The sequence below is a fragment of the Marinobacter santoriniensis NKSG1 genome, assembly GCF_000347775.1.
In the GTDB taxonomy this organism is placed as follows: Bacteria; Pseudomonadota; Gammaproteobacteria; order Pseudomonadales; family Oleiphilaceae; genus Marinobacter; species Marinobacter santoriniensis.
This window is the reverse complement of record NZ_APAT01000029.1, coordinates 46,930-71,792: the sequence shown is the minus strand read 5'-3', so window position 1 is coordinate 71,792 and position 24,863 is coordinate 46,930. Positions and strand designations below refer to the sequence as shown.

At 56.9% G+C, this 24,863-nt stretch carries 20 protein-coding genes and 1 pseudogene; 9 read left to right on the top strand and 12 right to left on the bottom strand.

Features of this window, described 5'->3' with window-relative positions; all coding sequences use genetic code 11:
• Nucleotides 1-56 precede the first annotated feature (56 nt).
• Genes MSNKSG1_RS18065 through MSNKSG1_RS18055 form a run of 3 tightly spaced genes read left to right on the top strand, consistent with a single transcriptional unit; the run spans nucleotide 57 to nucleotide 4,187 of the window.
• Nucleotides 57-1,478, top strand: a complete 1,422-nt coding sequence (locus MSNKSG1_RS18065) for a mannose-1-phosphate guanylyltransferase/mannose-6-phosphate isomerase (protein WP_008940739.1) — start codon at nucleotides 57-59, stop codon at nucleotides 1,476-1,478.
• Nucleotides 1,475-2,380 (top strand): lysophospholipid acyltransferase family protein, encoded by a 906-nt coding sequence (locus tag MSNKSG1_RS18060; RefSeq protein ID WP_008940738.1) that lies wholly within the window; start codon nucleotides 1,475-1,477, stop codon nucleotides 2,378-2,380. Before MSNKSG1_RS18065 ends, MSNKSG1_RS18060 begins: the two co-directional genes overlap by 4 nt.
• Nucleotides 2,381-2,426: 46 nt before the next feature.
• Nucleotides 2,427-4,187 carry a glycosyltransferase family 2 protein gene (locus tag MSNKSG1_RS18055; RefSeq protein ID WP_008940737.1) on the top strand — a complete coding sequence of 587 codons (1,761 nt, stop codon included), beginning with the start codon at nucleotides 2,427-2,429 and terminating at the stop codon, nucleotides 4,185-4,187.
• 16 nt (nucleotides 4,188-4,203) lie between these two features.
• On the opposite strand, the gene MSNKSG1_RS18050 is transcribed toward MSNKSG1_RS18055, so the two are convergent.
• The 3 genes from MSNKSG1_RS18050 to MSNKSG1_RS18040 all read right to left on the bottom strand — a co-directional run bounded on the left by MSNKSG1_RS18050 (nucleotide 4,204) and on the right by MSNKSG1_RS18040 (nucleotide 7,217).
• Nucleotides 4,204-5,289 carry a CDP-glycerol glycerophosphotransferase family protein gene (locus tag MSNKSG1_RS18050; RefSeq protein ID WP_008940736.1) on the bottom strand — a complete coding sequence of 362 codons (1,086 nt, stop codon included), beginning with the start codon at nucleotides 5,287-5,289 and terminating at the stop codon, nucleotides 4,204-4,206.
• Entirely contained in the window at nucleotides 5,290-6,411 is a 1,122-nt protein-coding gene (locus tag MSNKSG1_RS18045) for a glycosyltransferase family 4 protein (protein ID WP_008940735.1), read from the bottom strand.
• Between the two features lie 65 nt (nucleotides 6,412-6,476).
• On the bottom strand, nucleotides 6,477-7,217 hold the full coding sequence (locus MSNKSG1_RS18040) for a 3-deoxy-D-manno-octulosonic acid kinase (protein ID WP_008940734.1): 741 nt from the start codon (nucleotides 7,215-7,217) through the stop codon (nucleotides 6,477-6,479).
• Between the two features lie 150 nt (nucleotides 7,218-7,367).
• Here MSNKSG1_RS18040 and MSNKSG1_RS18035 point away from each other — a divergent pair, with 150 nt between their 5' ends.
• The 4 genes from MSNKSG1_RS18035 to MSNKSG1_RS18020 are packed head-to-tail and all read left to right on the top strand — an operon-like array spanning nucleotide 7,368 to nucleotide 11,668.
• On the top strand, nucleotides 7,368-8,405 hold the full coding sequence (locus MSNKSG1_RS18035) for a glycosyltransferase family 9 protein (protein WP_008940733.1): 1,038 nt from the start codon (nucleotides 7,368-7,370) through the stop codon (nucleotides 8,403-8,405).
• Nucleotides 8,402-9,772: an O-antigen ligase family protein gene (locus MSNKSG1_RS19620; RefSeq protein ID WP_008940732.1), complete on the top strand. Its 1,371-nt coding sequence runs from the start codon at nucleotides 8,402-8,404 to the stop codon at nucleotides 9,770-9,772. Before MSNKSG1_RS18035 ends, MSNKSG1_RS19620 begins: the two co-directional genes overlap by 4 nt.
• The gene (locus MSNKSG1_RS18025) at nucleotides 9,762-10,694 is read left to right on the top strand and encodes a glycosyltransferase family 8 protein (protein WP_008940731.1); all 933 of its coding nucleotides are present in this window, start codon (nucleotides 9,762-9,764) and stop codon (nucleotides 10,692-10,694) included. Before MSNKSG1_RS19620 ends, MSNKSG1_RS18025 begins: the two co-directional genes overlap by 11 nt.
• Complete coding sequence (locus MSNKSG1_RS18020; RefSeq protein WP_008940730.1) at nucleotides 10,691-11,668, top strand: glycosyltransferase family 8 protein; 978 nt, start codon at nucleotides 10,691-10,693, stop codon at nucleotides 11,666-11,668. Before MSNKSG1_RS18025 ends, MSNKSG1_RS18020 begins: the two co-directional genes overlap by 4 nt.
• Nucleotides 11,669-11,745: 77 nt before the next feature.
• Here the strand turns inward: MSNKSG1_RS18020 and MSNKSG1_RS18015 are convergent, their stop codons facing one another.
• From MSNKSG1_RS18015 to typA, 9 genes are all read right to left on the bottom strand, one after another.
• Nucleotides 11,746-12,150, bottom strand: coding sequence for a DUF6165 family protein (locus tag MSNKSG1_RS18015; protein WP_008940729.1), 405 nt, complete (start codon nucleotides 12,148-12,150; stop codon nucleotides 11,746-11,748).
• An 80-nt stretch (nucleotides 12,151-12,230) separates the two neighbouring features.
• The gene (locus tag MSNKSG1_RS18010; RefSeq protein WP_008940728.1) at nucleotides 12,231-13,157 is read right to left on the bottom strand and encodes a branched-chain amino acid transaminase; all 927 of its coding nucleotides are present in this window, start codon (nucleotides 13,155-13,157) and stop codon (nucleotides 12,231-12,233) included.
• Nucleotides 13,158-13,236: 79 nt separating this feature from the next.
• Nucleotides 13,237-16,140 carry a bifunctional [glutamate--ammonia ligase]-adenylyl-L-tyrosine phosphorylase/[glutamate--ammonia-ligase] adenylyltransferase gene (glnE, locus tag MSNKSG1_RS18005; protein WP_040887085.1) on the bottom strand — a complete coding sequence of 968 codons (2,904 nt, stop codon included), beginning with the start codon at nucleotides 16,138-16,140 and terminating at the stop codon, nucleotides 13,237-13,239.
• Nucleotides 16,141-16,210: 70 nt separating this feature from the next.
• Complete coding sequence (locus MSNKSG1_RS18000) at nucleotides 16,211-17,065, bottom strand: CYTH domain-containing protein (protein ID WP_008940726.1); 855 nt, start codon at nucleotides 17,063-17,065, stop codon at nucleotides 16,211-16,213.
• Nucleotides 17,066-17,166: 101 nt separating this feature from the next.
• The gene (locus MSNKSG1_RS17995; RefSeq protein ID WP_040887084.1) at nucleotides 17,167-18,207 is read right to left on the bottom strand and encodes a porin; all 1,041 of its coding nucleotides are present in this window, start codon (nucleotides 18,205-18,207) and stop codon (nucleotides 17,167-17,169) included.
• A gap of 240 nt (nucleotides 18,208-18,447) precedes the next feature.
• Nucleotides 18,448-19,473, bottom strand: a complete 1,026-nt coding sequence (locus tag MSNKSG1_RS17990) for a porin (protein WP_008940724.1) — start codon at nucleotides 19,471-19,473, stop codon at nucleotides 18,448-18,450.
• 500 nt (nucleotides 19,474-19,973) lie between these two features.
• Entirely contained in the window at nucleotides 19,974-20,432 is a 459-nt protein-coding gene (gene dtd / locus MSNKSG1_RS17985; RefSeq protein WP_008940723.1) for a D-aminoacyl-tRNA deacylase, read from the bottom strand.
• Nucleotides 20,433-20,516: 84 nt separating this feature from the next.
• Nucleotides 20,517-21,479, bottom strand: coding sequence for a prolyl aminopeptidase (gene pip / locus MSNKSG1_RS17980; protein WP_008940722.1), 963 nt, complete (start codon nucleotides 21,477-21,479; stop codon nucleotides 20,517-20,519).
• Between the two features lie 135 nt (nucleotides 21,480-21,614).
• Nucleotides 21,615-23,432 (bottom strand): translational GTPase TypA, encoded by a 1,818-nt coding sequence (gene typA, locus MSNKSG1_RS17975; RefSeq protein WP_008940721.1) that lies wholly within the window; start codon nucleotides 23,430-23,432, stop codon nucleotides 21,615-21,617.
• Nucleotides 23,433-23,654: 222 nt separating this feature from the next.
• Between typA and MSNKSG1_RS19495 the strand changes: the two are divergent.
• Nucleotides 23,655-24,173: pseudogene (locus MSNKSG1_RS19495) on the top strand (GGDEF domain-containing protein); the annotation flags it as partial.
• Nucleotides 24,147-24,716, top strand: a complete 570-nt coding sequence (locus MSNKSG1_RS19490; RefSeq protein WP_406564609.1) for a GGDEF domain-containing protein — start codon at nucleotides 24,147-24,149, stop codon at nucleotides 24,714-24,716. The pseudogene MSNKSG1_RS19495 and the gene MSNKSG1_RS19490, both read left to right, overlap by 27 nt.
• Nucleotides 24,717-24,863 lie beyond the last annotated feature (147 nt).

The window sequence follows — 24,863 nt, the reverse complement described above, 5'->3', positions numbered from 1 at the left end:
ATTCCCGGCCAATGAACAGACCGATGCTGGACCCATCCAACGCCCGGAGCAACTCCATGATACACCCCGTCATTATGGCCGGCGGTACCGGCTCACGCCTCTGGCCCCTGTCGAGGCAGCTGAACCCCAAACAGTTCCTCAGACTCACCGACAGCCGGCTCTCGATGCTGCAGATGACCGTTGCCCGCCTGGAGGGTCTCGATTCAGCCGAGCCATTGCTGATCTGCAACGAGGAACACCGGTTCCTGGCCGCAGAACAGATGCGCCAGTCCGGCCATGAAGAAACCCGAATTATCCTGGAGCCCTGTGGCCGGAACACCGCCCCGGCCATTGCCCTCGCGGCTATTCAGCTGGTCCGGGATTTACCGGAGGACGCGGATGACCCTCTGATGCTCGTGCTCGCGGCCGATCACCTGATCCAGGATGTCGAGGCGTTTCAGCAAGGCATCCACAAAGCCGTGCCTCTGGCGGAACAGGGCAAGCTTGTGACCTTCGGCATCGTTCCGAGCCATCCTGAGACGGGCTACGGCTATATCCACCGGGGCAAGGAACTGGCACCCGAGGCACATACGGTCGACCGTTTCGTCGAGAAACCGGACCAGGAAACGGCTCAGGGCTATCTGGATTCCGGCGACTATCTCTGGAACAGTGGCATGTTTCTGTTCGGAGCCCGTCGCTACCTTGCAGAACTCGAAAAGCATCGGCCCGATATCCTCGCGATCTGTCAGGCAGCATCCGACGATGCAGCCCAGGACCTGCATTTCATTCGCATCAACGCGGACATCTTTGCCGACTGTCCCGAGGACTCCGTCGACTATGCCGTGATGGAAAAAACCAGCAACGCCGCTGTCATTTCCCTGGATGCCGGCTGGAGCGACATAGGCTCCTGGTCCGCGCTCTGGGAAGTCAATGAAAAAGACAGCCAGGGCAACAGTTTCACCGGCGATGTCATCGCCCAGGACACGGCCAACACCCTGGTCCGCGCTGACAGCCGCCTGGTCGCAACCGTTGGCGTGGAAAACCTGGTGATCATCGAGACCAAGGACGCGTTGCTGGTGGCGCACAAGGACAAGGTTCAGGATGTCAAAAAGGTGGTGGAGACGATTCGCAGCGATGGTCGCCACGAACACATGAACCATCGCGAAGTGTATCGCCCCTGGGGCGTCTATGACTCCATCGACAGTGGCGCCCGCTACCAGGTGAAACGGATTACCGTCAAACCCGGAGCCAAGCTGTCTGTGCAGATGCACCACCATCGGGCCGAGCACTGGATCGTCGTCAGTGGCACCGCGCGAGTCACCAACGGAGAGAAAAGCTACCTGGTGACCGAAAACCAGTCCACCTACATTCCGGTGGGCCAGGTTCACTCGCTTGAGAATCCCGGTGTCATCGATCTCGAACTGATCGAGGTACAGTCCGGCTCCTATCTGGGCGAGGACGACATTGTCCGGTACGAGGATCGGTACGGTCGCACATGAGCAAGCTGAAGTCTTTCCTGATTGCCGGCCTGCTCCGGTTGGCCGGTTCCCTCCCCCTGGGCGTGGCCCAGTGGCTGGGCAAATGGCTGGGACTACTGGCCTGGCGCCTGCCGACCAAGTCCCGCCAGGTCACGGATACCAACATTGCCATCTGTCTGCCGGAACTGTCACCGGAAGAGCAGCACCGGCTATCCCGGGCATCAATGGCGCAGACGGGCATGACCGCCCTGGAGATTCCCCTGATGTGGGAATGGCCCGTGGAAAAGTGCCTGGGGCTTGTAAAGGAAACCCGGGGGCTGGAGTTGATCGACCAGGCGCTGGAGACGGGTAAAGGGCTCGTGCTCCTGGCCCCTCACCTCGGTAACTGGGAGCTTGCGGGGCTCTTCTTCTCGTCACGTTACAAGATGGCCGCTCTATACAGCCCGCCCCACTTACCCGAATTCGAGGACTACATGATCCGGGTCCGTGGCCGACTGGGTTCCGAGCTCGTCCGCGGTGACCGGCGAGGGCTGACCCGGCTGATGGCCATCCTCAGGGAAGGTGGTGTCGCTGGAATTCTCCCGGACCAGTCACCAAGGGGAAAAACCAACGCCTTCGCGCCGTTCTTCGGCATGGAAGTGAAAACCATGACACTGGTCGGCAAACTGATCCAGAAAACCGGCGCCAACGCCCTGGTCACCTATGCCGAGCGACTGCCCGATCGCAAAGGTTTCCGTATTGTCGTTACCGAGGCGGAAACCGGGCTCGGGGATCCGGATCCGGTTCAGGCCGCAACAGCTCTCAACCGGTCTGTAGAAAAAGTGGTTCGCCTGTCCCCGGAACAGTATCAATGGGAATACAAGCGTATGCGGCATCGACCGCCCGGTGAGATCAATCCCTATAACCCTGACAGGGTATGCTGACCGAGTCCGAATCGACCCGACATCCCGAAAAACGATGGAATTGCCCATGAAGCCGTCCGCCCCCCTCCTCACCGCCTTGCTGGTCGTCAGCCTCGGCGGTGTGCTCGTATCCCCTTACATTCTGACGATCGGTATGGGGCTTCTGGCCGCTGGTGGACTCGTTCTCATGGCGAAAAAAGTCCCGACTCACTTCGGCTGGGAGATTCCCAAAGAGCTTCGCCTGCTGCATTTCGCCTTCTGGTTCTTTGTCGTTGTCTCCACTTACTCCTGGGCCAGGGAAGGGTTCAACGTCGAGACCTTCGGGACCTGGATCACACAGGCCGGCTTCATTCTCTTCTGGCCTCTAGTCATTGCACTGAGTTATGCGGGTATACGGGCAAAAGGCGTTTTCATTGCATTGGGGGCGATGTCGGCGGTCGTCACGATATTGTTCGCTGTCGGATTGGTTACCGATGGCCCGACCGGCAAGATCGCCCTGCTGTCCGGAACTCTGGCGCTGGCTGGAGGTTGTTTCTTTTTCACCGAGAAAGCCCGTCTGTTGGCGACCGTACTCTTGGTCACGGGAGCCTGTGCCGTCACCGCTTCAATGTTTACCGGAGCATCTGACATCCTGTTCGCGCTGCCACTCCTGCTTGTCCTGCTGCTGCCGCTGGTAACAGGGCCTTTCAGGCTTGTGGTAGTGGCTCTTGTTGTGGCCGCATCGGGTATCGCATTGGTCTTCGGCTGCTGCAGCGCCCCGGTTATCAACAGGGTACTTGATCAAGGAAAGGCCCTTGGCTTTGCCGGCCTTCTTGGCTGGGCCTTCCTGATTCTCATCCCTCTGGTAACGTTTGCCAGACAGCTGTCCAGTCGTCACCAGCCAACGGTGGCCTTGGCTGTCGCCGGCACAATGGTCGCTACCGGCTACCTGCTTTTCGGCCTGACCAGCGCCACCTTCGAGGAAGCGCCCTTGGCGGGCTTTTACCTGCTGACCCTTGCCGCAATCTCAGCCAGCTTTTTCAGGGAACTCGACCTTTCCTGCTTTCTGGATCGAAACGTGAAGGTCACGGCAACCGTCATCACCAAAAACGAAGAAGCACATATTGCCGACTGCCTTCAGTCGGCGCGCCAGGTAGCGGATGAAATCATTGTCCTCGACAGCGGCAGCACCGACCGCACAGTCGATATAGCCCGTCAATATGCCGATGTCGTGGAGGTGACTGACTGGCCCGGCTTCGGTGTCCAGAAACAGCGCGCCCTGGAGAAGGCCACCGGCGACTGGGTACTTTCGATCGATGCCGATGAGCGGGTGACCCCCGGGCTGGCGCGGGAAATCAATCACCACCTGGCCGAACCGGATGCGGATGCCTACAAGCTGCCGTGGGCCGTCACCCTGTACGGCACCCGTCTCGATTTCGGGCGCAGTGGCCGCGCCCCTCTGAGGCTGTTCAGACGCGAGGGTGTCCGCTTTTCCGACGCCATGGTGCATGAAAAGATCCTGATCCCCGAGGGCCGCACCGTAAAAACGCTGCGGGGCCGTCTAACCCACTACACCCACCGGGATTTTGGCCACGCGCTGGAGAAGAGCGCCAAATACGCCTGGCTGGGCTCACAGGAAAAATACCGGAAGGGCAAGACCACCCGCACACTGCTCTATCCGACCTTCCGGGGGCTGATGACGTTCATCCAGGTCTATTTCATCCGCTTCGGGTTTCTGGACGGACCGGTCGGATTCCTGGTCGCAGTGACCTACTCCCAGGGTTCGTTCAACAAATATGCCGGGCTCTGGACCCTGCGCCGGACGGAGAAACGCAAGGCCCGGGAGTGAAAGGAGCCCACCCGGCTCATGCAGGAGGATTATCCAGCGCTGCCTGTTTCTTGAGTTCACGTTTGAGGCGCTGCCGGATCTTGAGTTTCCGCAACAGATTCCTGGGTTTTGGGCGAAGTGCCGGCGGGTGATCGAGCACATCCTCGACCGCATCCATGACCCGAACGGACGAACGACCGTCCGAAAACGCGTGAAGCGAGGCGAAAAAGTCCCGCATATGGGCGATCCGTTCCGGGTCCCGCTCCAGAGCCTTTTTCAATGCGCCGGGTACGGCCTCCGGCGCCTGAACATCCAGCACCTGTGGCCCGGGTATCCGGGTCCGGTATGTCACCACCGGAATGTCCAGCGCCATGAACTCGAACATGATGGACGAGGTATCACAGAGCATCACGTCCGCGAGCCTCATATAAGGCACGAAATCCTCGGTACTCTCCAGGAACACCAGCTGGTCGTTCGCCAATTCCCGATACCGGGAAACCGTATCCTCCGCCATCTTCGGATGCAGGGTGACGATAATGTTCCACTCACCGGAATCCCGTAGCGCGCGGATTGTATCCACCAGTTCCGGCGCGGACGACACATCCCGGGTAAAGGTGGATGCGTAGAAAAGCACTGGCCGGGCCGTACCAGAAAACACCTGCCCTTTTCCCAGGCTCTTTTCAGGCCGGATCACCGCGTCCAGTTTGGGCCAACCGGTCTTGCGGACCACAAAATGAGGATGTTCGCGGGCAAGTGCCCCGAATCGCTCTGTATCCTGATCCGACATGGTGCAGTAGAGATCGAACCAGCCACGGATACGGTAGTGGGATTGCCTGGCCGGATCCATGGCGCGTTTATTGATGGGAAAGCCGTGAAAGACCTTCACCTTCAGCCCGGGAAAAAACGGGGGCACCCAGTCACCAGGCACAAACGTCGCGTCTGCCCGGTAGGCCATAACGTCCTCAACCGTTTCCAACCGCCGTTCGTTTGGCCTCAGGGGCTCCGCCCTGCAACCGGCGATGAACCAGGCGGCCTCGTCCCCTCGCGCCCGGATCTCCGCCTGCAGCGGACGCAGGATGGCGTACGAATAGGATTGATTGACGAAAAACAGGTAGCGTCGCATTTATGGATGCTCGCCCACCAGTGACCGGTAGAGCTCGCCGGTCTCGGCCACGGTGACCGCTGTGTTGAAGTCGGTTGCGATGCGTTCCCGGGAAGCTTGCCCCATGCGACCCAGCAGCTCCGGGTCCCGATACAGGCGTTCGATCGCTTCAGCCAGGACAGCGGAATCCTTCGGCGGAACCACCAGACCGCTGACACCGTCCTGAACCAGTTCCGGCATGCCCCCCACATCCGTCACAACAGGTGCAGTGCCATAGGCCATTGCTTCGATCACGGCCCGCGGGAGACCCTCCCGCTCGGTCGACGGTAGCACGAACACGTCACTCGCTGCGGCAATCGCCGGTGCATCGGTCCGATAGCCGGTGAAGTGCACGCGATCAGGGTGGCCGGTTTTGGCGACCTGCTCGCCGAGCTCCGCATTTTTATCCACGTCACCAACCAGCACCAGGTGGACATTCACATCGGAGGGAAGCCGGTCAAACGCTTCAACCAGTACATCAAACCCTTTGCGCGGCCGGTTCCGGCCGGTACAGCAAACCACAAATGCGCCTTCGGGCACGCCGAATTGCCCCAGGTCCGCGGGAGATTCCTGATACCAGCTCAGGTCGTGCCCCTTGTAGATGCGCTGGAGTCGATGAGCGGGAATTCGCAACCAGAGGAAACGAACGCTTGCCAGGTAATCCTTGATCGCATCGGCGACGCATACGATCTTGCTTACCCGTGGATGCAGAAAGGTGATCCAGGATTCAGGATTCAGAAAACTGATGTTGCCGATGACGCCCCGGTAGGCAACGACGCGGATATCCTTTCCCCGGGAGGCGCGGAGCCCGCACGCCAGTGCCCGTGGATTGAACGCGTGAATAACCTGGTAACGCTTGCGGTCCAGCTGTGTGCGGATGGCTTCGGTACCTTCCTTGTCGAACCGGCCTTTGAGCGCCATTGGCTGCGCCACCATGCCTTCGTCCACCAGGCGCTGATAGTTCCTGCCCTTGGGATTGCACATGACATCGACATCAAAGCCCGCTTTTTTCAAACCGATGAAAAGCTCGGTTTCAGGCCTGTCGCAGGAATCTGTCAGGCAGAGGATCGCAGGAAGAGACGGATTGGCTTCGCTGTTGCTCAAAGGGGAACTCCGGTTAATGTTTCCAGTTCGATAAAAATAAGCGGTCATATCGAAACCGCAGCGGCCTATGCAGCACCCGGCGTCGACAGAGGCGACTGGTAGCCCCGCATAAAGGCCTGCCAGGATCTTCTCAGGGAGTCGCCATCAGCATCTCCCGACACTTTGGACAGGGATCGGTGAAGCCGGTCCAGGTTAGTCTTCTTCCATCCAGCCCCCGGCGCACTGTCACCGACCAGGCGTCCACGATCAAAATCAATCAGGAAAGCCTCGCCGCCCCTTAGCAGGATATTGAAACAGTTCAGATCTGCGTGCTGAATGCCAGCGTCGTGGAACTGTCGAACGGTCCGTCCCACGCGGTACCAATCCTCATCATCCAGTGAACTCACCAGGTCCGCCAGCGGCTTTGTATTCTCCAGTCGTTCAACAATGATCGCGGCCTCGTAGCGGAGCGGGTTTATCTTTCTATACATCGCCGCAACCGGCCGCGGCACCGGCAAGCCCATGCCAACCATTCGGTTGAGCAGGCGGAATTCTGCAAACGACCGGACCCGCGACTCGGTCGTGAAGACATAGTTTTTTTCGGACAGCCTGGCGATCAAACCGCCACGGCGGTATTCCCGGAGCACCGCCGACACGTCGTCGTCACTGATAAACCAGGCACTGCCCCGCCCGCCGCTATCCACCGGACGGGCGCGCGCGCCCCAGAAGCCGGGATGAAACCAGCGGGCCTCGACGCGGTCCTTGTACGCGGGGTGAATCAGCATCACCTCCACACCGTCGCGTAAACAGATTTCCGACCCGGACATGTCCTCCAACCTCTTGTGGGGCGCAACGTTCAGTCACAGATCCCCAGGAGATCTTGAACGTCAATTGCGATAGAATGCGCGCCAGTTTATCAACGATTACCGGTAAAGCTCCATAAAGCGCTTTGCATACCGCTGACGGATCAAAACTCGATGAAGTCCATCTGCATTCTTCGCCTGTCGGCAATAGGCGACGTCACTCATGTTATCCCGGTTGTTCTGAGTCTCCAGGAGCAGATGCCGGGGGTGAACATCACCTGGGTCATCGGCAAGCTGGAAGCAAAACTCATCGGTGACCTGGCTGGCGTCGAGTTTATCGTTCTCGACAAGAAAGCCGGTCGACAGGGGTACCTGGACCTGCGCCGGGCCATGAAAGACCGCCGCTTCGACGCCCTGCTTCACATGCAGGTTGCCTTTCGCGCCAACCTGGCCGCCGCCTGTATACCCGCCGATATCCGTATCGGTTATGACCAGGCACGCAGCAAGGACCTGCATGGGCTGTTCATCAACCGGCGCATCGCGCCGGCGCCCGAACAGCATGTCCGGGATTGTCTGGCCAGCTTTCTCGAACCGCTGGGTCTGACGGCTGCACCACCGCGCTGGACCATCCCTCTGAGTGATTCGGACCATGCCTTCGCCCGCCAGCATCTGTCGGACGATTGCCGCAACCTGGTTATCAGCCCCTGTGCCAGCCATCGGCTGCGCAACTGGCCGGCGGAACGATATGCACAACTGGCCGATTATGCGATACGCACCTATGGCATGCGGGTCCTGCTGGTCGGCAGCCCCGCCCCTTTTGAACTGGACTATTGCTCGGCCATTGAATCCGCCATGACGGAAAGAGCCCACAACATCTGTGGGAAAGACACGCTCAAGCAACTTGCCGCCTTATTACAGCACGCGGATCTCGTGCTCGCGCCCGATACCGGACCTGCCCACATTGCCAGTGCCATGGGCACCGATGTCCTTGGTCTTTTTGCCGCCAGCAACCCCTACCGGTCCGGCCCTTACAATTCCCTGAAGTGGTGTGTGAACCGCTACCCGGAAGCCCTGGAGAAATTCACCGGGAAATCCGTGGCGCAATCCAGATGGGGCGCCAAGGCTGAGTTTGAAGGCGCCATGGAAATGATTACCGTGGAGGATGTTTGCCGGATGCTCGACAAGTGGTTTGAGGACCGCGCAGACTCATGATCAAAACTCTGGTTAAGCCGGTGCCATCACAGCTCAGTTCCTTTCTGTCAGATCACAAGGTCTATGCGAGAACCTACGCCCTCCTGGTGGCGTTATACGGGTTCTCGTTCCTTCCCTTTCTGCGGGTAGCCCAGATTTCCGAATCCCTGTTGGTGTTGCTTTTTCTCGGCCTCCTGGCCCTGGGCAATCGCCATTCCCCGATTCGCCAGGTGCTGGTCCGGGATCCGGTGTTCCGGATCATGCTGCTGTTTACGGTTTTCCTGGCAGGCGCCCGGGCCTGGTATGCACTGTCATTGCCCGTGGACCTCGAGCCCAACACCCGGGACATGCGCTACTATCTGAAGCCTTTCATGGTGATTATTCTGGCGACGGGGCTGGCACTCCAGCCGATCAATCGGGCCTGGCAGCTGCTTCTGATTGGATGGGCGGGGCTGCTGGTGTACCTGGGGCTCAACTTCGATGCCCATGAATGGCAACGGGCGCTGGCTGGCCGACGTGTCGACTTCGGCATCCACAATGCCCAGCACACCGGCCTGTTTTTTGGCTCAAGCCTGCTGGCGCTGATCTGTTTCGCGCCCCGATTCCTGATGCGTGCCAGATCACCGGTCGGATTCGCATTACTCGCCCTGCCGCTACTGGCATCCATTACGCTCGCTTTCGAAGGCACGCTGGCCGCCCAGACCCGTGCGGTATGGCTGGGGCTCGTCGCTTCCATCGTAATACTGGTCATTCTCCTTGCCAGCCAGGTGCGAAAGCGACACTGGAATCCAAAAGTGCTTTTGGGCTCGGCTGTTGGCCTCGTTATTGTCCTCACGGCCATTTTTGTCGCCCTGCATTCGTTGAAAACTGTCGAACACCGGGTCAATGCTTCCGAGATCAACCTCGAGGATTTTCTGGCACCACCTTCGGAACATGGTAATCCCAAAACCAGCAGCGGTGTTCGCCTGTACTCCTGGCGCGTAGCACTGGGCTGGATCTCAGAGCGCCCGCTGGCAGGCTGGGGCGCAGGCACAGTGGATGACAAGATTGATCAATCCAACTTTTTCGACCGCTGGTTCAAGGGCTTCGGCCATCTCCATAACAGCTATTTCGAGACGCTCTACGCACATGGACTGATTGGTACCGGACTTCTATGTGCCCTTATAGTATGGATTGGTATCGCCACGTGGCGATGCTTCCGCACGGGCAACATGCCACTCGACGTTTTCGTCTTTGCCTTTAGCTACTTCGGCTTCTGGCTAGTCATCAATATGTTTGAATCCTATATCATTTACTCTACCGGCCAGTACATGAACGCCCTGATTGTCGGCTTCATCTATACCTTTTATCTTTCCTCAAGGGTGACGGAGAAAGCTCATGAGCACTGAAATCCACGTTGCCGCCTGCTGCGACGAGAATTACGTCGCCTACGCAGGCGTCATGATGCATTCAGCGATTCAGGCCACGCCCGGGGCGACGCTTCATTTCCACCTGATCAATTGCAGTATCCGCGACGAAAGCGTTGACACGCTCCGCACGATGCTTGAGGCCATGGGCGCCCGATTGACCACTTACACGCCGGACGCTTCTCTCTATGAGGGTCTTCCAACACTCCGTTACGGTGAGGCGGTGTATCAGCGGATCAATCTGCCGGAATACATTCCCGAGTCGATCGATAAAATCATCTATATCGATTCCGACACGCTGGTACTCCAGAGCCTGATGGAACTCTGGACGATCGATTTGCAAGGCAACTCGACCGGCGCTGTCGAGAACCTGTCACCCAAGGCATGTCAGGATATCGGCGTGGATCGGACGGAATATTTCAACTCCGGTGTGTTGGTCATGGACCTGAACCAGTGGCGGCAACGTCGTCTGCACCGGCAGGTCACGGATTATGCTCGGGAGAATGCGGCTGGGCTCCGTTTTGTCGATCAATGCAGTCTGAATGCCGTACTTCAGGGCGACTGGCTCCGTCTGCCCTTGAAGTGGAACCAGCAATCCGACATCTATAAGGTCATCGTCAAATACCAGGAAGGCTGCAGCTACTCCGTTGATGAGATGCAATCGGCCATGCTTGAACCGGCCATTGTTCATTTCACCGGCAAAATGAAACCCTGGAAGCTGTATTGCTTTCATCCGTTCAAATCCTGCTACAGGAAGGTGCTTGCACAGACCCCCTGGGCAGGACAACCCTACCCGGACGCAGACTTTAATACCCGGCTGCGTTTCCTGTTTGCTTTGCGCAGGCATTGGAAATTTCATGCACGTCGCCAGCAACTTGCCGATCGATTTCAGGGGAAATCATGAACCAGTCCCATCAGACAGGCCGGTCCGTGGCCGAGGGTGTTATCCCTGTCGTCGCAAGCTCGGACCAGAACTATGCGATGCATCTGACCGTGATGTTCACATCACTGCTTCGTAACTGCTCCGACCCGGAAAGAGTCCAGCTTTTCTGTATCGACGGGGGCATTCCAGAGCAGACCCGTGAACGGATGAACGAGGAAATTGTTCATGCCGGAGGCCGGGGCATCGAGTTTATCAACGTGGACAAGAAGCGCTTCGAGCATTTGCCGACACTGAAGCACATCACATCCTCGGCGTATTACCGTATCGCGATCCCCGAGCTGTTCGACGAATCCGTGAAAAAGGTGGTGTACCTGGATTGCGACATCATTGTCCGTGGGGACATTCTGGAGCTGGCTGCCACCGATCTGACCGGCTTTGGCGTTGCGGCGGTGGAAAATATCTCGGGCCATACCTACAAGAAACTGGGCATTCCGCAGTCGGAGTATTTCAACTCAGGCGTCCTGCTACTGAACCTGGATTACTGGCGAGAAAACGGCATTTCCGACCAGGTCCTCCGGTTCAAGCAGGAAAACCCCCACCGCATCAGCACCAATGACCAGTGCGCCCTCAACGGAATCCTTCATGAGAGCTGGAAGCATCTTCCCCTGAAATGGAATCACCAGACCGGCCTCTACCGCCAGAGCGATCAGACGGACGCCTTTTCACCCGAGGAGGTCAAATCTGCCAATCTGAATCCCAAGGTCATTCATTATATTGGCTGGGACAAGCCCTGGAGAAAAGTCCGATTCCATCCACTGGCCGACGAGTATGACCGATATGCAGACCAGCTTCTCGGCCCCTCCCCCAGGCCAAAACCCGGCGTCGCAGACTATATCCGAGCATACGGGTCGGTCTCCCATCTGAAAAAGTGGTGGCGCTGCCGGAAAAACCGACGCTGGTATCGGTCAAACGGTTTTGATTTGTACGGAGGCTAACTGAGGCGGGAGGAACAACAGGATTTTCTGAAGACCGCCTCGCCAGGCCAGAGGGCCCGGAGAGGCGACCGGCAGGCTTACTGACCGGACTGATAATCCTTGTAAGATTTTTCTTCCACAAACCGGGAACCAAGCGCCAGGTTGACCTCTTTCTTGATCGCCGCACGCTTGTCATTGGTGACATAGACCGCCCTGGCCAACTCGATAAACCGGGGACCGAAATCCTGCGCGGCCTCCTGGTCACGGATATCGTCCTCAATTTCCCACAGCGCCTCATTCACGGACTTCAACTGATCACGAAGCTCGGCGATGGCCGCCGGGTCCTTGACCGCCTCATTCCAGGTCTCACTCAGTTCATCCAGCTCCAGCCGAACGTTCTTCAGCTTGGCTTCGTCTTTGATGCGCTCGGATTTGATTTCCAGAATCGTAATCTTGTCCAGGACTTCGCCGAAGGACACCGGCACTTTAATCACATCTGCCATGTCGGATTTCCTGCAGGTTGAGTAAATGGAAGCTGAGTCAGGCGGCCGGATTGCCGGCAGCCTGACGAGTTGCGAAGGGATCAGTCCCGGACCGGTGTCAGCCAGTTGGCGTGCTTTGCTGATTTGCCTTTGACCGCATCGAAGTACATGGCCTGGAGCTTTTCGGTAACCGGTCCACGCTTGCCAGCACCGATCACCCGGCCATCAAGCTCCCGGATAGGCAGGACTTCAGCGGCGGTCCCGGTAAAGAAGGCCTCTTCCGCGATGTAGACTTCATCCCGCGTAATACGGCGCTCACGCACCTCCAGACCCAGTTCTTTTGCAAAGGTGATGATGGTCGCCCGGGTAATACCTTCCAGGCAGGAGGTCAGCTCGGGGGTGTGGAGCACACCGTCCCGCACAATGAAAATATTTTCCCCGGAACCTTCGGCGACATAGCCCTCATTATCGAGCAACAGGGCTTCCTCTGCGCCACCGGATATCGCCTCGTTCAGGGCCAGCATCGAGTTGATGTAGTTACCATTGGCCTTGGCCTTACACATCGTGATGTTCACGTGGTGGCGGGTATAGGACGAGGTGCGAACCTTGATACCCAGTTCCTTGGCTTCCGGAGACATGTAGGACGGCCAGCTCCAGGCTGCGACCATCACGTGTACCTTCAGGTTATCGGCGCGAAGCCCCATACCCTCGGAGCCCAGAAAAACCATTGGACGCAGGTAGGCTTCGTCCAGCTTGTTCTCCCGGACAGACGCCCTCTGAGCCTCATTGAGCTCATCTTTGCTGAACGGCATCTTCATGTTCAGAATATGCGCGGAGCGGAACAGCCGGTCAGTGTGTTCATTGAGACGAAAAATGGCGGGGCCGTTGTCTGTGCTATAGGCTCGCACACCTTCAAAACAGCCAAGACCGTAATGCAGGGTGTGGGTCAACACGTGGGTTTTGGCATCCCGCCAGGGAACCATTTCACCATCGAGCCAGATAAGGCCATCACGATCAGCCATCGACATTCTTCATTGCTCCTAAAAAAGCGGTTTTCGGGGAATCGGCATTCTAGCAGGAAAGCTCTCTGAAAATAAATTTAGCTTGCTAATCAATCATCACTTTCTTCCACATCGACTGGATGTAGTGACGCTCGTCGGGGAATGCATCCCCGCTCACCTGGCTGTTGAGATTCTGCAAAGCCCGGCGATGTATGGTTGACCTGAGCGTAATAAAAGCCTCCCGCAGACCTTCCGCATCGTCAGTCGACAACACCCCGACCTGCCCCAGCGCCTCCATCTGGCGAATGTTATCCGACCACTGGGTCAATTCAGGGTATTCCGAACACCACGCCAGCATCAGGTATTGAACCAGGAACTCGATATCGACGATGCCGCCGGCATCATGCTTGATATGAAACGTTTCCGATCTCCGATTTTCGGGCGTCCCGAGACTGGACCGCATCTTTTCCCGCATGTCTACCACAGCCTGCCGAAGAGCCTGCCGATCCCTGGGTTCGCACAGAATAGCGTGCCGAATATCTTCAAACGCGCGCAGTGCATCGGCACAACCTGCGACACCGCGGGCCCGGGCCAGCGCCTGATGCTCCCACGTCCAGGCATCGTTTCGTTGATACTTTTCGAACGCTCTCAACGTGGTCACCAGCAATCCGGAGTTGCCCGACGGGCGCAGCCTCATATCCACTTCGTACAACTGGCCCGACGGTGTCTGGGTACTGAGAATGTGAACGATCCTCTGGCCCAGCCGGGTATAGAACACCGCGTTGTCGATCGGCTTGTCACCGTCGGTCGACAACTCGGGGTCGGCATTGTGAATGAACACAAGGTCAAGATCCGAGGTGTAACCCAACTCGATACCACCGAGTTTGCCATAACCGATGATGCCAAAATCCGTCTCACAGGCGGAGCCGTCCTCACGGCGTGGGTAACCGTGCCGACTGACGAGATTTGCAAACGCGACATCCACGACATGATCCAGAACTACTTCGGCGATCCAGGTAAGGTAATCACTCACTTTCATCAGAGGCAGGGTACCTTTGAGTTCGGAGGCGGCGACCCGCAGGATGTGTGCTTTCTTGAAATGCCGCAGAGACTCCATCTGCTCTTCCAGATCCTCAAAGGGAATTCGCAGCATCTGCTGCCGGAGGTCATCCTGTAACTCTTCTTTGGCCGGCGGAGAGTAGAGACTCTCGGCATTGAGCAGTTCATCAAGCAACAGCGGCGTTTCTGCCAGCTGGCGAGCGATCCAGGGGCTCTCGCTACACAACCCGACCAGCTGGGTTCGAGCCCCGGGGTTTTCCAGCAGAAGCACCATGTACGCGGTGCGCCGGAGAATCGCATTGACAAGCTGGAGAACCCGCACCAGCGTCTCGGAGGGATTGTCGACCTGAGTCAATGCCTCGAGCAGAACCGGCATGAACTGGTTCAAGCGCTTGCGCCCCTGGGTCTGCAGGGTCTCCACCGTCCGGCTGTCGCGCAGATCCGCCAATGCCTGGAGCGAGCCTTCAGGATCCTCATACCCCTGAGAGGACAACCAGGTTCTGGACGACTCGGCATCGGTTTCCGCCAGCCAGATTTCGTGCCACTCTTCAGCGAAATCTGCTTCGCCTCCTACTTCCTCCTCTTCCGTGGCGATGATATTGGCAAAGTGCGCTGCCACTCTTTCCCGATGCCCTTCCAGCTCCTTCAGACACGCCTCCCAATCGGGAAACCCCATGATGCTTGCCACACGAGCTCGGTTCAGCGCATCTTCAGGCAGAGTCTGCGTCTGTTTGTCCTCAATTCCCTGCAGGGCATGCTCGAGATTGCGCAGAAACACGTAGGCCTCCCGCAACTCGGAAACCACGTCCGGAGGCAGGAGCTCGAGTGCTTCAAGCTCTCCAAGGATGACCAGAAGCTCCCGTTGCTGCAGTTCGCGATCCCGTCCTCCGCGGATAAGCTGGAAGGCCTGGACCACGAACTCGATTTCCCGAATACCCCCGCTACCCAGCTTGATGTTGTTTTCCAGGCCCTTGCGCCGGACTTCCCGGCCGATCATCGCCTTCATACTGCGCAGCGATTCAAACGCGCTAAAATCAATGTACTTGCGATAGACGAACGGACGCAGGGTCTCCATGAGAACCTCACCGGCTGCCTGATCGCCGGCTACGACACGGGCCTTGACCATGGCATAGCGCTCCCAGTCCCGCCCCTGGTCCTGGTAATAGGTTTCGAGCGCCGAAAAGCTCAGTGCCAACGCGCCGCTCTGACCATAAGGCCGCAAGCGCATATCCACGCGAAAGACAAAGCCATCTGCCGTAATCTGATCAAGCGCCTGAATCAGACGCTGGCCCAGGCGGATAAAAAACTGCTGATTGTCCAGGGAGCGGCGCCCTCCCCGGGTCTCGCCTTTTTCCGGGAAAGCGAAGATCAGATCAATGTCCGACGATACGTTCAGTTCGTGCCCACCCAGTTTTCCCATGCCCAGGACAACCAACGGCTGTGGCACGTCGTCGCCAGAGACAGAATCAGTTCCGTAAGGGGTGCCAAACTGTTCGCAAGCGTCCTGATACAGCCATGCCAGTGCACCATCAATGCAGATGTCGGCAAAAGCACTGGCCGATCCCATCGTCTCCCGCAGATCCGCCCATCGCAGGAGATCGCGCCAGATAATACGAAACTGGGCTTCCCGCCGGAACTGGCGGAGGGCCTTGTGGAGATCGGGCTCAGTACTCACACCGGACCGGAACTCCTGCCAACGCTCAGCCAGATAGGTCTTCGTCGTGGGCTCAGCCAGCGAGCGAGAGGCAACCAGTTCCTGCACCTGCTCCGGATGGCGCTCAAGGGTTTGCCGGATAAACAGGCTGCGCCCGATCGCATCAGCGATCGTCTGCTCTGAAAAACGCTCATCTGCCATTAACCAGTCCGGCACGCCGTCCGGAAAAACGCTTCCCCAGCAACTCGATACATCGTCAGCAATCAGCGACGGCAATGCACTCCATGGCTCGGACATAAATCAGACCTCTGCAACGGCGAAATAGTGTTCACTGCGACATGAACCGACATCCAAAAGCACGGCGCCTTCACGCATGGGCCAGAGCCAGTTGCAACTGCCCCAGATCCCGAGCAGACACAAGCGAACGGATCGGTGTACCGGATTCGATCGCGTCGAAGACAGAATCAGGATTCGAAAGGACCTTTGATGCGTGACCAATACTCCGAAGCCCCTTGAGTTCGTCTTCCCTGAACTTCGGCGGCGTACCGGTCAACCATGCCAGACTCAATCGCTGGAGAAATCCCTCAACCGTCAGAGGCCCTGAACCCGTCTCAATCCGCGGGTGATACAGCCCTGCCAGATGGTAGCCCTGCTCTGCCTTGCTGACGAGGTTCAGGAAAACCGGGACCTTGGCCGCCAGGGTCTGAGCATAGGACATCAGGGCCCCGGAATCCCCGGCTTTCAGCTCGAACTCAACCTCGTGCAACGGCACCACTTGATCACCACTGACAACCTGACCGGAATCCAGCGCTACTTCAATTTCAGCGGTCTCAGTGACGATCCACCAGGTGCGACGCTGGAAATTGGTCTCGAAAATGACTGATAGCTCGGCCAGGTTCACGCGTTCCGCCAGCGGCGAATCCGCCAGAAGTCCCAGTTGCAGGTTCGGCCCCGGCAATGGCCACTCCCACTCCTGCCGACGGTGGGCACCAGCAACGAAATCGCCCCGGGTTTTCAACGTCTGGATAAAGCGATCGCCCGCCTGCCGGACTCTCAGGGCTGCCTTTTCCCGATTCAGGTCGGCCGCTGGCGTGTCGAAATAGCGATTGACCAGGTGTTTCTCTTCACCGAAACGGGCCTCCCGGAGCGTCGATACCCACCGCTCCACCGCCGGGATGTTCTCTTCCGAAATCGTCAGTTTGATTTCAAGCTCTTCTGCCACACTGCCTTCTCCTGAGATATTTATCTGAGAATACATAAAAAAACCGGCGACCCGAAAGTCACCGGTTCTTCTGGCACTGCCCTGATCAACTGTTCAGGGGATCAGAAGTAGTAGACAGCACCAACGGCGGCAATGGAACGACGATCAGTGTAGGCGTCGTTACCCTGCACATTCGTGTATTTGTACACCTTATCGCCACTGTACATGTAGCCCTCTATCCAGACGTACATGTTGTCGGACAGGTTATGCAGCGCCTGGAGAGCCCAGACGTCGCTCTTGAGATTATCGGGCGTGTCGAAGTCTTCGAGCTGGTAGGAGGCAGAGAAGGTGTTGGCGCCCATGGTGTAGATTCCCATCACGCCGTAGACGTCGGACACGTCCTTGCGAGTCTGGTACTCACCGGTCACACGCAGATTGTCCAGGTTGTAACTGGCCCGCAGACCGTAGGTGTTTTCGTTGTTGGGGTCAGAGCCTGCTTTAGAGCTGGAGTAAGAGGAGTTACCGTCATTGGAGTCCATCGCCAGCGCCAGCTCCAGACCATCCATTTCGTACATGGCTGCCAGCTGATACGGATAGGACTTGCTGCCGGCTTTGCTGTCGCCATTGACCTGAACCGCCGCACCGACTTTCAGGCCACCCCAGGATGGGGACTGGTACTGAACGAGATCACCTTCGCCAGTGTCGTAGCTACCACCGACACCGGTACCGTATTCGTAGTGATTGTAGATCTCATCGATGGCGGTTTCGTAGGTGGAATCGTCAGAACCGACCCAGATTTTTCCGAACCGGTCGCCTTTCACACCGATGTAGGCCTCGTCCAGGTCAGTCAGGCCCTGACCGCCACCTTTCTGATCAGCACTGAACTCCATCTCCGCCTTCAAGAAGCCTACGACACCCGGCGCGATCTCGTGATCGTGCTTGAAACCAATGGTGGAACCGTTATCAGCAAAATCCAGAGTGGAAGGGCCATTGTCGTAGTTGTCATGGACCACGGCGAGCTGGATGTTACCGTAGATTTCCGGCATGGAATCTATCCGGGCCGACAGCTCGGAGGCGGACAACATGGAGGAGTCGTCAGCGGCCAATACTGCACAAGAGAAGGTTGCGGCGGAGATAGCCGTTGTGATGAGCGCTTTTTTCATATTGAGTGTTCCTTATTGGCATTTACTCAGGTTTTAGCAACGCGTTCCAACCCCGACTCTGACGCGATAATCAGTGTTAGAAAAGCACGATGATCAAGATTCTACATTATCCGAACGCACTCAAGCAGAGCCCTGCAATCCGAACCGGTAGTAACCGGGAGAACATAAAAAAAACCGGTGACCCAAAAGTCACCGGTTTTTCTGGTACCACTTTGACTAGCTGTTCAGAGAATCAGCGGATCAGAAGTAGTAAACAGCGCCTACGACGCCAACAGTCTCTTGGCTCTTGTTGGCAACACCGTATACGCCGTCGTCGCCGCCACCAAGGTAGCCTTCAACGTAGACATACATGTTGTCGGACAGGTTGTGAAGAGCCTGAGCGGTGACAGTGCTCTTCTCGGTATCGTTGGCATCATCAGCAACAGCCAGCTCGTAAGACAGAGCAAACTGGTTCGCGCCCATGGTGTAGACGCCTTGTACGCCGTACAGATCGCCAACGTCTTTACGAGTCTGATATTCACCTGTGAAAGCCAGATCGCCCATGGTGTAAGTACCACGCAGGCCGTAGGTGTTTTCGTTGTTGGACTGAACGCCAGCGGTGTCTGGGTCAAGATCTTTGCGAACGTCGTTAGAATCCATCGCGAAAGCGATTTCCAGAGCGTCTACAGAGTAGATAGCCGCCAGCTGGTAAGGATAGGATTTAGATCCACCGTTCTTGTCGCCATTGATCTGAAGAGATGCACCCAGCTTCAGGCCACCAAAGCTCGGAGTTTCGTATTGAATCTGGTCACCTTCACCAGTGTCATAGCTGCCACCGATGCTCAGGTCAGCCGCTTCATAGAAGTTGGCGATGCTATCAATGGCGCGCTCGTAAGTTGAATCGTCAGAACCGACCCAGACCTTACCGAACTTGTCGCCTTTCACACCGATGTAGGCTTCGTCCAGATCGGTCAGACCATTGCCGCCACCCTTCTGGTCAGCGGTGAATTCCATCTCGGCCTTGAAGAAACCTTCAATGCCCGGAGCAATTTCGTGGGAGTGCTTGAAGCCGATGGTGCTTCCATTGTCGCGGTGATCGATGCTGGAGTCGCCGCCGTCAACATTGTCGTAGACCAGCGCGTACTGGATGTTTCCGTAAACAGTCGGCATGGAATCCATCTTGGCAGCCAGCTCGGAGGCGGACAGCATGGATGAGTCGTCGGCAGCCAGCGCTGCGCCAGAGAAAGTGGCCGCTGCAATAGCAGATGCGATGAGCGTTTTTTTCATGTTGCGTCTTCCTTTTTGAGTTAACTCAGGTTTTAGCGACGGGTTCTAATCCCGATTTCTAGGGCGTCACCAGCCAGGCTGGATGAGCCGGATTCTGCATTATCTGCATGTCATTTTTGTGACAGTTCGATAACTTTTCTTATTTTTCTGAAAAATCTACGCCTCGGCAGATCTTTATAGTTCAATCACTTACAAGGCCTTCTTAAAGCCTTGCATGATGAATCTGTTTTAATACAAAGACACCGATTTTGCAAATTTTAAACCGCGCCTTTTTAGCCTGATTGGCACCTGAAACGCAATCTTTTATAGCGTTTCATTTCAAGCGCTTTGACGAACCTCTCATTACAAGTATGAGGCCAGCCTCTTAATTTTTCTTTGGTATCAGTCAATTACAGAAAAACCATTCCCGTGGCATCCAGGGTAGACCGCCAGAGCCCGGAATCTCACGCACCAAAGTGCAGCATGTCGAATGTGCACGCCTGATTTAAGTGCAGGAAAGCTCAGACCTCTGTGCCGGACACCTCCAGAAGAAAGGTAACAGGGCCATCGTTAATCAGCGCTACTTTCATATCCGCACCGAAACGCCCCGCAGCCACCCGGCTCATATCCATCGAGCCCTTGGCGTATTCGACAAAGTCCAGGAAAAGGGTATTGGCGAGCTCCGGTTTGGCGGCGTATGAAAAACCAGGGCGGGTGCCGGAACGGGTATCGGCAGCCAGAGTGAATTGAGGAACCACCAGCAATTCGCCTTCAATGTCCAGAAGACTTCGGTTCATCCGGCCCTGGTCATCAGGAAAGATACGGTAGGAAAGGATTTTCCGGCACAGCTCTTCGGCACACCGGGCATTGTCTCCCTGCTCGACGCCAAGCAACAGAAGGACACCACGCTGGATGGCGCCAATCTCCGCGCCGTCAACAGTGACACTGGCTTTCGATACTCTCTGGATCAGCCCCTTCATTCGCTTCCTGCAAACCGGCTCGAGTAATAAACGCGCGAAAGTTTATAGGGGCCAGTCATTAACCGCAACCCATCCCGGGCCACTTTAATCTGCGTGCCACTCCGACCGCGCTGCTACCTCCTCAACCCCACGGATCAGCGCATCCACGATGGCCGGCTCCGACGCTGAATGGCCGGCCTCGCGAATAATACGAAGCTCCGCCTCTGGCCAGGCCTTGCTCAGCGCCAGAGCATTATCCAGAGGACAGACCATATCGTATCGACCGTGAACAATAACCCCCGGGATGTCGGCCAGTTTGCGGGCATCCCGGACAATTTGATCCGGCTCCAGAAAGGCATTGTTCATAAAATAGTGGCATTCGATTCTCGCCAGGGCGATCGCGACGTGGGGATGCCCGAAATGTTCCACGACTCTCGGATTCGGATGCAGGGTCGCACAACGGCCCTCCCAGATAGACCAGGCCTTGGCCGCCTGGATCTGCTCCAGCTCGTTGCTGCTGGTCAGCCGTCGATAGTAGGCGGACACCATCTCGCTCCGCTCCTCCGGCGGGATCGGGGCCATATAGTCTTCCCAGTAATCCGGAAAGACCCGGCTGGCACCTTCCTGATAAAACCAGTGGATATCCCGGGGCCGACACAGGAATATACCTCTCAATACCAGGCCAAGCACTCTCTCCGGATGGGTCTGAGCGTAGACGAGGCTGAGCGTCGACCCCCAACTGCCACCGAAAAGCATCCATCGGTCAATTCCTAGAAACTGACGGACGGCCTCCAGGTCCTCAACCAGCTTATCGGTACTGTTACCCTCCAGCTCGGCCAGAGGCGTCGAACGGCCGGCACCACGCTGGTCGACCAGAATGATGCGAAACCGCTCCGCGTCGAAAAAACGCCGGTGATAATCTTCACAACCTCCCCCCGGCCCGCCATGCACAACGATGACCGGAATCCCGTCGGGATTACCACTTTCCTCGACATAGAGTTCATGAGGAGGATCGACGGCCAGTCGATGCTGGGCATTTGGCTGGATTTCAGGGTAGAGGTTGAGCATGGGCGGTACTCCGGCGCAAAGACTTTACCGGAGTTTGGCTGAACATCGGATGAGAAGAAAGTTCTCCGCCGGATCGGGAAAAATAAAAAAGGGCAGATGAAAATCTCATCTGCCCTTTTGGGTGATCGCAAACGCTTACTTCTTGGCGCGCTTACGCTCGTTCTCGGTCAGCAACTTCTTCCGCAAACGGATCGATTTGGGGGTCACTTCCACCAGCTCGTCATCGTCAATGAATTCCAGCGCCTGCTCCAGGGTATGCTTGATGGGCGGCACCAGGCCAATCACTTCGTCCTTGCCGGAAGCACGCATATTGTCCAGCTTCTTGGCCTTGGTGGGGTTGATCACGATGTCGTTATCACGACTGTGAATACCGCACAACTGCCCTTCATAGATCTCGTCCCCCGGGGCCAGGAACAGCTTGCCGCGACTTTGCAGGGTTTCCAGCGAATAGGTCATCGCGGTACCTTTGGCCATCGAGATCAACACACCGTTCTGGCGGCCACCCATGGCACCTTCCTTGATCGGTCCATAGTGACTGAACGTGGAAGTCAGAATGCCGGTACCGGACGTCATGGTCAGAAAAGCATTACGGAAACCGATCAGGCCACGGGCCGGAATGAGGTATTCCACACGCATGCGACCCTTACCATCCGGAATCATGTTGGTCATCTCGCCCTTGCGCAGACCGAGCTGCTCCATCACCGGTCCCTGGTGCTGTTCCTCGATATCCACGATCACATTCTCGTACGGCTCCTGCTTGACGCCGTCAATCTCGCGGATAACCACTTCCGGACGGCCCACAGCCAGCTCAAAGTTCTCCCGACGCATGTTCTCGATCAGAACCGACAGGTGCAGCTCACCACGGCCGGATACCTTGAACTTATCGGCAGAATCACCTTCTTCCACCCGCAGCGCCACGTTGTGAAGAAGCTCTTTTTCGAGGCGTTCCTTGATATTGCGGCTGGTGACGTACTTTCCTTCTTTACCGGCGAACGGAGAGTCGTTCACCTGGAATGTCATGGAAACGGTTGGCTCGTCAACGGTCAGTGCCGGCAGAGTTTCCACATTGTTCGGATCACACAACGTATCGGAAATGAAGAGCGGATCCAGACCGCTGACACAGACAATGTCGCCCGCCTGCGCTTCATCGACTTCAACCCGCTGAAGACCGGAATGCCCCATGATCTTCAGAATACGACCATTACGCTTCTTGCCATCGGAACCGATGGCCACTACCGGAGTATTGGTACGCACAGCACCACGCATGATTCGCCCGATACCAATTACGCCCAGGAAGCTGTTGTAGTCCAGCTGGGAGATCTGCATCTGGAAAGGGCCGTCCATATCCACTGCGGGCGCGGGAACGTGATCCACAATCGCCTGGAATACCGCATCCATATTGTCGTCCAGGTTTTCATGCTCCATACCGGCAATGCCGTTCAGGGCGCTGGCGTATACGATGGGGAAGTCCAGCTGTTCGTCAGTGGCACCAAGGTTATCGAACAGATCAAAAACCTGATCCACGACCCAGTCCGGGCGTGCGCCGGGACGGTCAATCTTGTTTACCACAACAATCGGCCGAAGACCCGCTGCGAAGGCTTTCTGGGTCACAAATCGGGTTTGCGGCATGGGGCCGTCAATGGAATCCACGACCAGCAGCACACTGTCGACCATACTCATGACGCGCTCGACCTCACCGCCGAAATCCGCGTGTCCCGGCGTGTCCACGATATTGATATCGTAGTCGTTCCATTTCAGGGCGGTATTCTTGGCCAGGATGGTAATGCCCCGCTCCTTCTCCTGGTCGTTGGAATCCATCACGCGTTCGCTTTCAAGCTCTTTGCGATCCAGGGTTCCGGACTGACGGAGCAGCTGGTCAACGAGGGTCGTCTTGCCATGGTCGACGTGAGCAATAATGGCGACGTTTCTTAACTTGCTGATATCATTGGACATAAAAAAGATTTCACTTCATTGGAAAAGAGCTTTTCTGGCTTGAATGCACAAAGCTCGGAATACGCGTCCAGCCTGCCGGGGCTGGAGCCTGCAAATAAGGGGTGCGAAATTGTACATGGTTTAACCTCTCATTTATATGTATTTCTTCTCTGCGGCCCCACACTCTGCTTTAATAACGACCTGCCGCCGTCATCGACAGACCAAAAACTTCAACGGATCGCTATGGACACCTACAGGGAATCCCAGAGACAGCTTGCGAGGCCCTATCGCAAGGCCGTACTTCGAACCCTACTGGGACTCACCTTCGTGTCCGACATCCTGTTCTGCTTTCTGAATCTTCAGCGGGGCAACCACCCCCTGGCCTTTGCAGAGCTCGGAATGTCGATGTATTCGGCGTTCATTTTTGTTGCCGTGCGCAGAACCCAACACCTTGAACGCTGGGTACTGGCGTACCTGCTGCCGTTTTTCATCACCATGATGTACGCCCTCTCCACCCCTCGCGCCACGACCACGGTCTTCGCCTGGGTTCTGCTGATTCCGATCCTGGCCCACCTTCTGACCGGGCGCCGACAGGGACTGATCATTTCAGCGACCTTCATGTCAATCGCCGCCGTGATCTTCTAGCTCAAGAATCGGGACAACCCCGAACTGATGGCCGTTATTCCGATTGCCAACATCGGCATCATGTCGTTTTGCATCCTGGCCTTCTCGCACATCTACGAGATCACACGGGAACAGTCGGAAAAAAAGCTGCTGAAACTGGCCCAGACCGATCCGCTTACCGGGCTGGCAAACCGGGTGAGACTGACGGATGTCTTCGAACGCGAAAATCGCAGGAGCCTCAGGCAGGGAACACCATTGACGGTAATGATTCTGGACCTGGATCATTTCAAATCCGTGAATGACCGGTTTGGCCATGGGATGGGTGACAAGGCGCTGCAGCATGTTTCCCGGATATTGCAAAAGTCCCTTCGCCGAACTGACCTGGCAGCACGATTGGGTGGGGAAGAGTTTGTACTGCTACTTACCGAAACTTCAGAAAAGCAGGCTAAAGCGGCGGCTAAAAAAATTCGCGAAACCATTGAGAGCTCACCATTGATGCATTCTGGCGAAACCATCAGGTTGACCGTCAGCGGCGGTATCGCCGAATATGGCGCGCATGGTGATTCGCTTCAGGCTCTGATCCGCCAAGCCGACAAGTGCCTCTACCATGCCAAACAGACGGGCCGGAACCAGATTATCCATATTGAGGATGCGCCCGATACTTCACCGGCCTGTTCATGAACATGAGCCGCACACAAAACCTCATGCGCACCAAAAAAAGGCGACCACTTCCATATTGCACCATTTTAGCGCACTCATGTGCTGCCTTCTGGCCTGGAAAGAGCTGGCGGAGCGCCCCGAACCCGCGCGGCTGCGCCTTTGTGGCGC

Coding starts and splice junctions, on each gene's coding strand:
- MSNKSG1_RS18065 (WP_008940739.1), top strand. CDS start 57: ATGATACACCCCGTCATTATGGCCGGCGGTACCGGCTCACGCCTCTGG.
- MSNKSG1_RS18060 (WP_008940738.1), top strand. CDS start 1,475: ATGAGCAAGCTGAAGTCTTTCCTGATTGCCGGCCTGCTCCGGTTGGCC.
- MSNKSG1_RS18055 (WP_008940737.1), top strand. CDS start 2,427: ATGAAGCCGTCCGCCCCCCTCCTCACCGCCTTGCTGGTCGTCAGCCTC.
- MSNKSG1_RS18050 (WP_008940736.1), bottom strand. CDS start 5,289: ATGCGACGCTACCTGTTTTTCGTCAATCAATCCTATTCGTACGCCATC.
- MSNKSG1_RS18040 (WP_008940734.1), bottom strand. CDS start 7,217: ATGTCCGGGTCGGAAATCTGTTTACGCGACGGTGTGGAGGTGATGCTG.
- MSNKSG1_RS18035 (WP_008940733.1), top strand. CDS start 7,368: ATGAAGTCCATCTGCATTCTTCGCCTGTCGGCAATAGGCGACGTCACT.
- MSNKSG1_RS19620 (WP_008940732.1), top strand. CDS start 8,402: ATGATCAAAACTCTGGTTAAGCCGGTGCCATCACAGCTCAGTTCCTTT.
- MSNKSG1_RS18025 (WP_008940731.1), top strand. CDS start 9,762: ATGAGCACTGAAATCCACGTTGCCGCCTGCTGCGACGAGAATTACGTC.
- MSNKSG1_RS18020 (WP_008940730.1), top strand. CDS start 10,691: ATGAACCAGTCCCATCAGACAGGCCGGTCCGTGGCCGAGGGTGTTATC.
- MSNKSG1_RS18015 (WP_008940729.1), bottom strand. CDS start 12,150: ATGGCAGATGTGATTAAAGTGCCGGTGTCCTTCGGCGAAGTCCTGGAC.
- MSNKSG1_RS18010 (WP_008940728.1), bottom strand. CDS start 13,157: ATGTCGATGGCTGATCGTGATGGCCTTATCTGGCTCGATGGTGAAATG.
- glnE (WP_040887085.1), bottom strand. CDS start 16,140: ATGTCCGAGCCATGGAGTGCATTGCCGTCGCTGATTGCTGACGATGTA.
- MSNKSG1_RS17995 (WP_040887084.1), bottom strand. CDS start 18,207: ATGAAAAAAGCGCTCATCACAACGGCTATCTCCGCCGCAACCTTCTCT.
- MSNKSG1_RS17990 (WP_008940724.1), bottom strand. CDS start 19,473: ATGAAAAAAACGCTCATCGCATCTGCTATTGCAGCGGCCACTTTCTCT.
- dtd (WP_008940723.1), bottom strand. CDS start 20,432: ATGAAGGGGCTGATCCAGAGAGTATCGAAAGCCAGTGTCACTGTTGAC.
- pip (WP_008940722.1), bottom strand. CDS start 21,479: ATGCTCAACCTCTACCCTGAAATCCAGCCAAATGCCCAGCATCGACTG.
- typA (WP_008940721.1), bottom strand. CDS start 23,432: ATGTCCAATGATATCAGCAAGTTAAGAAACGTCGCCATTATTGCTCAC.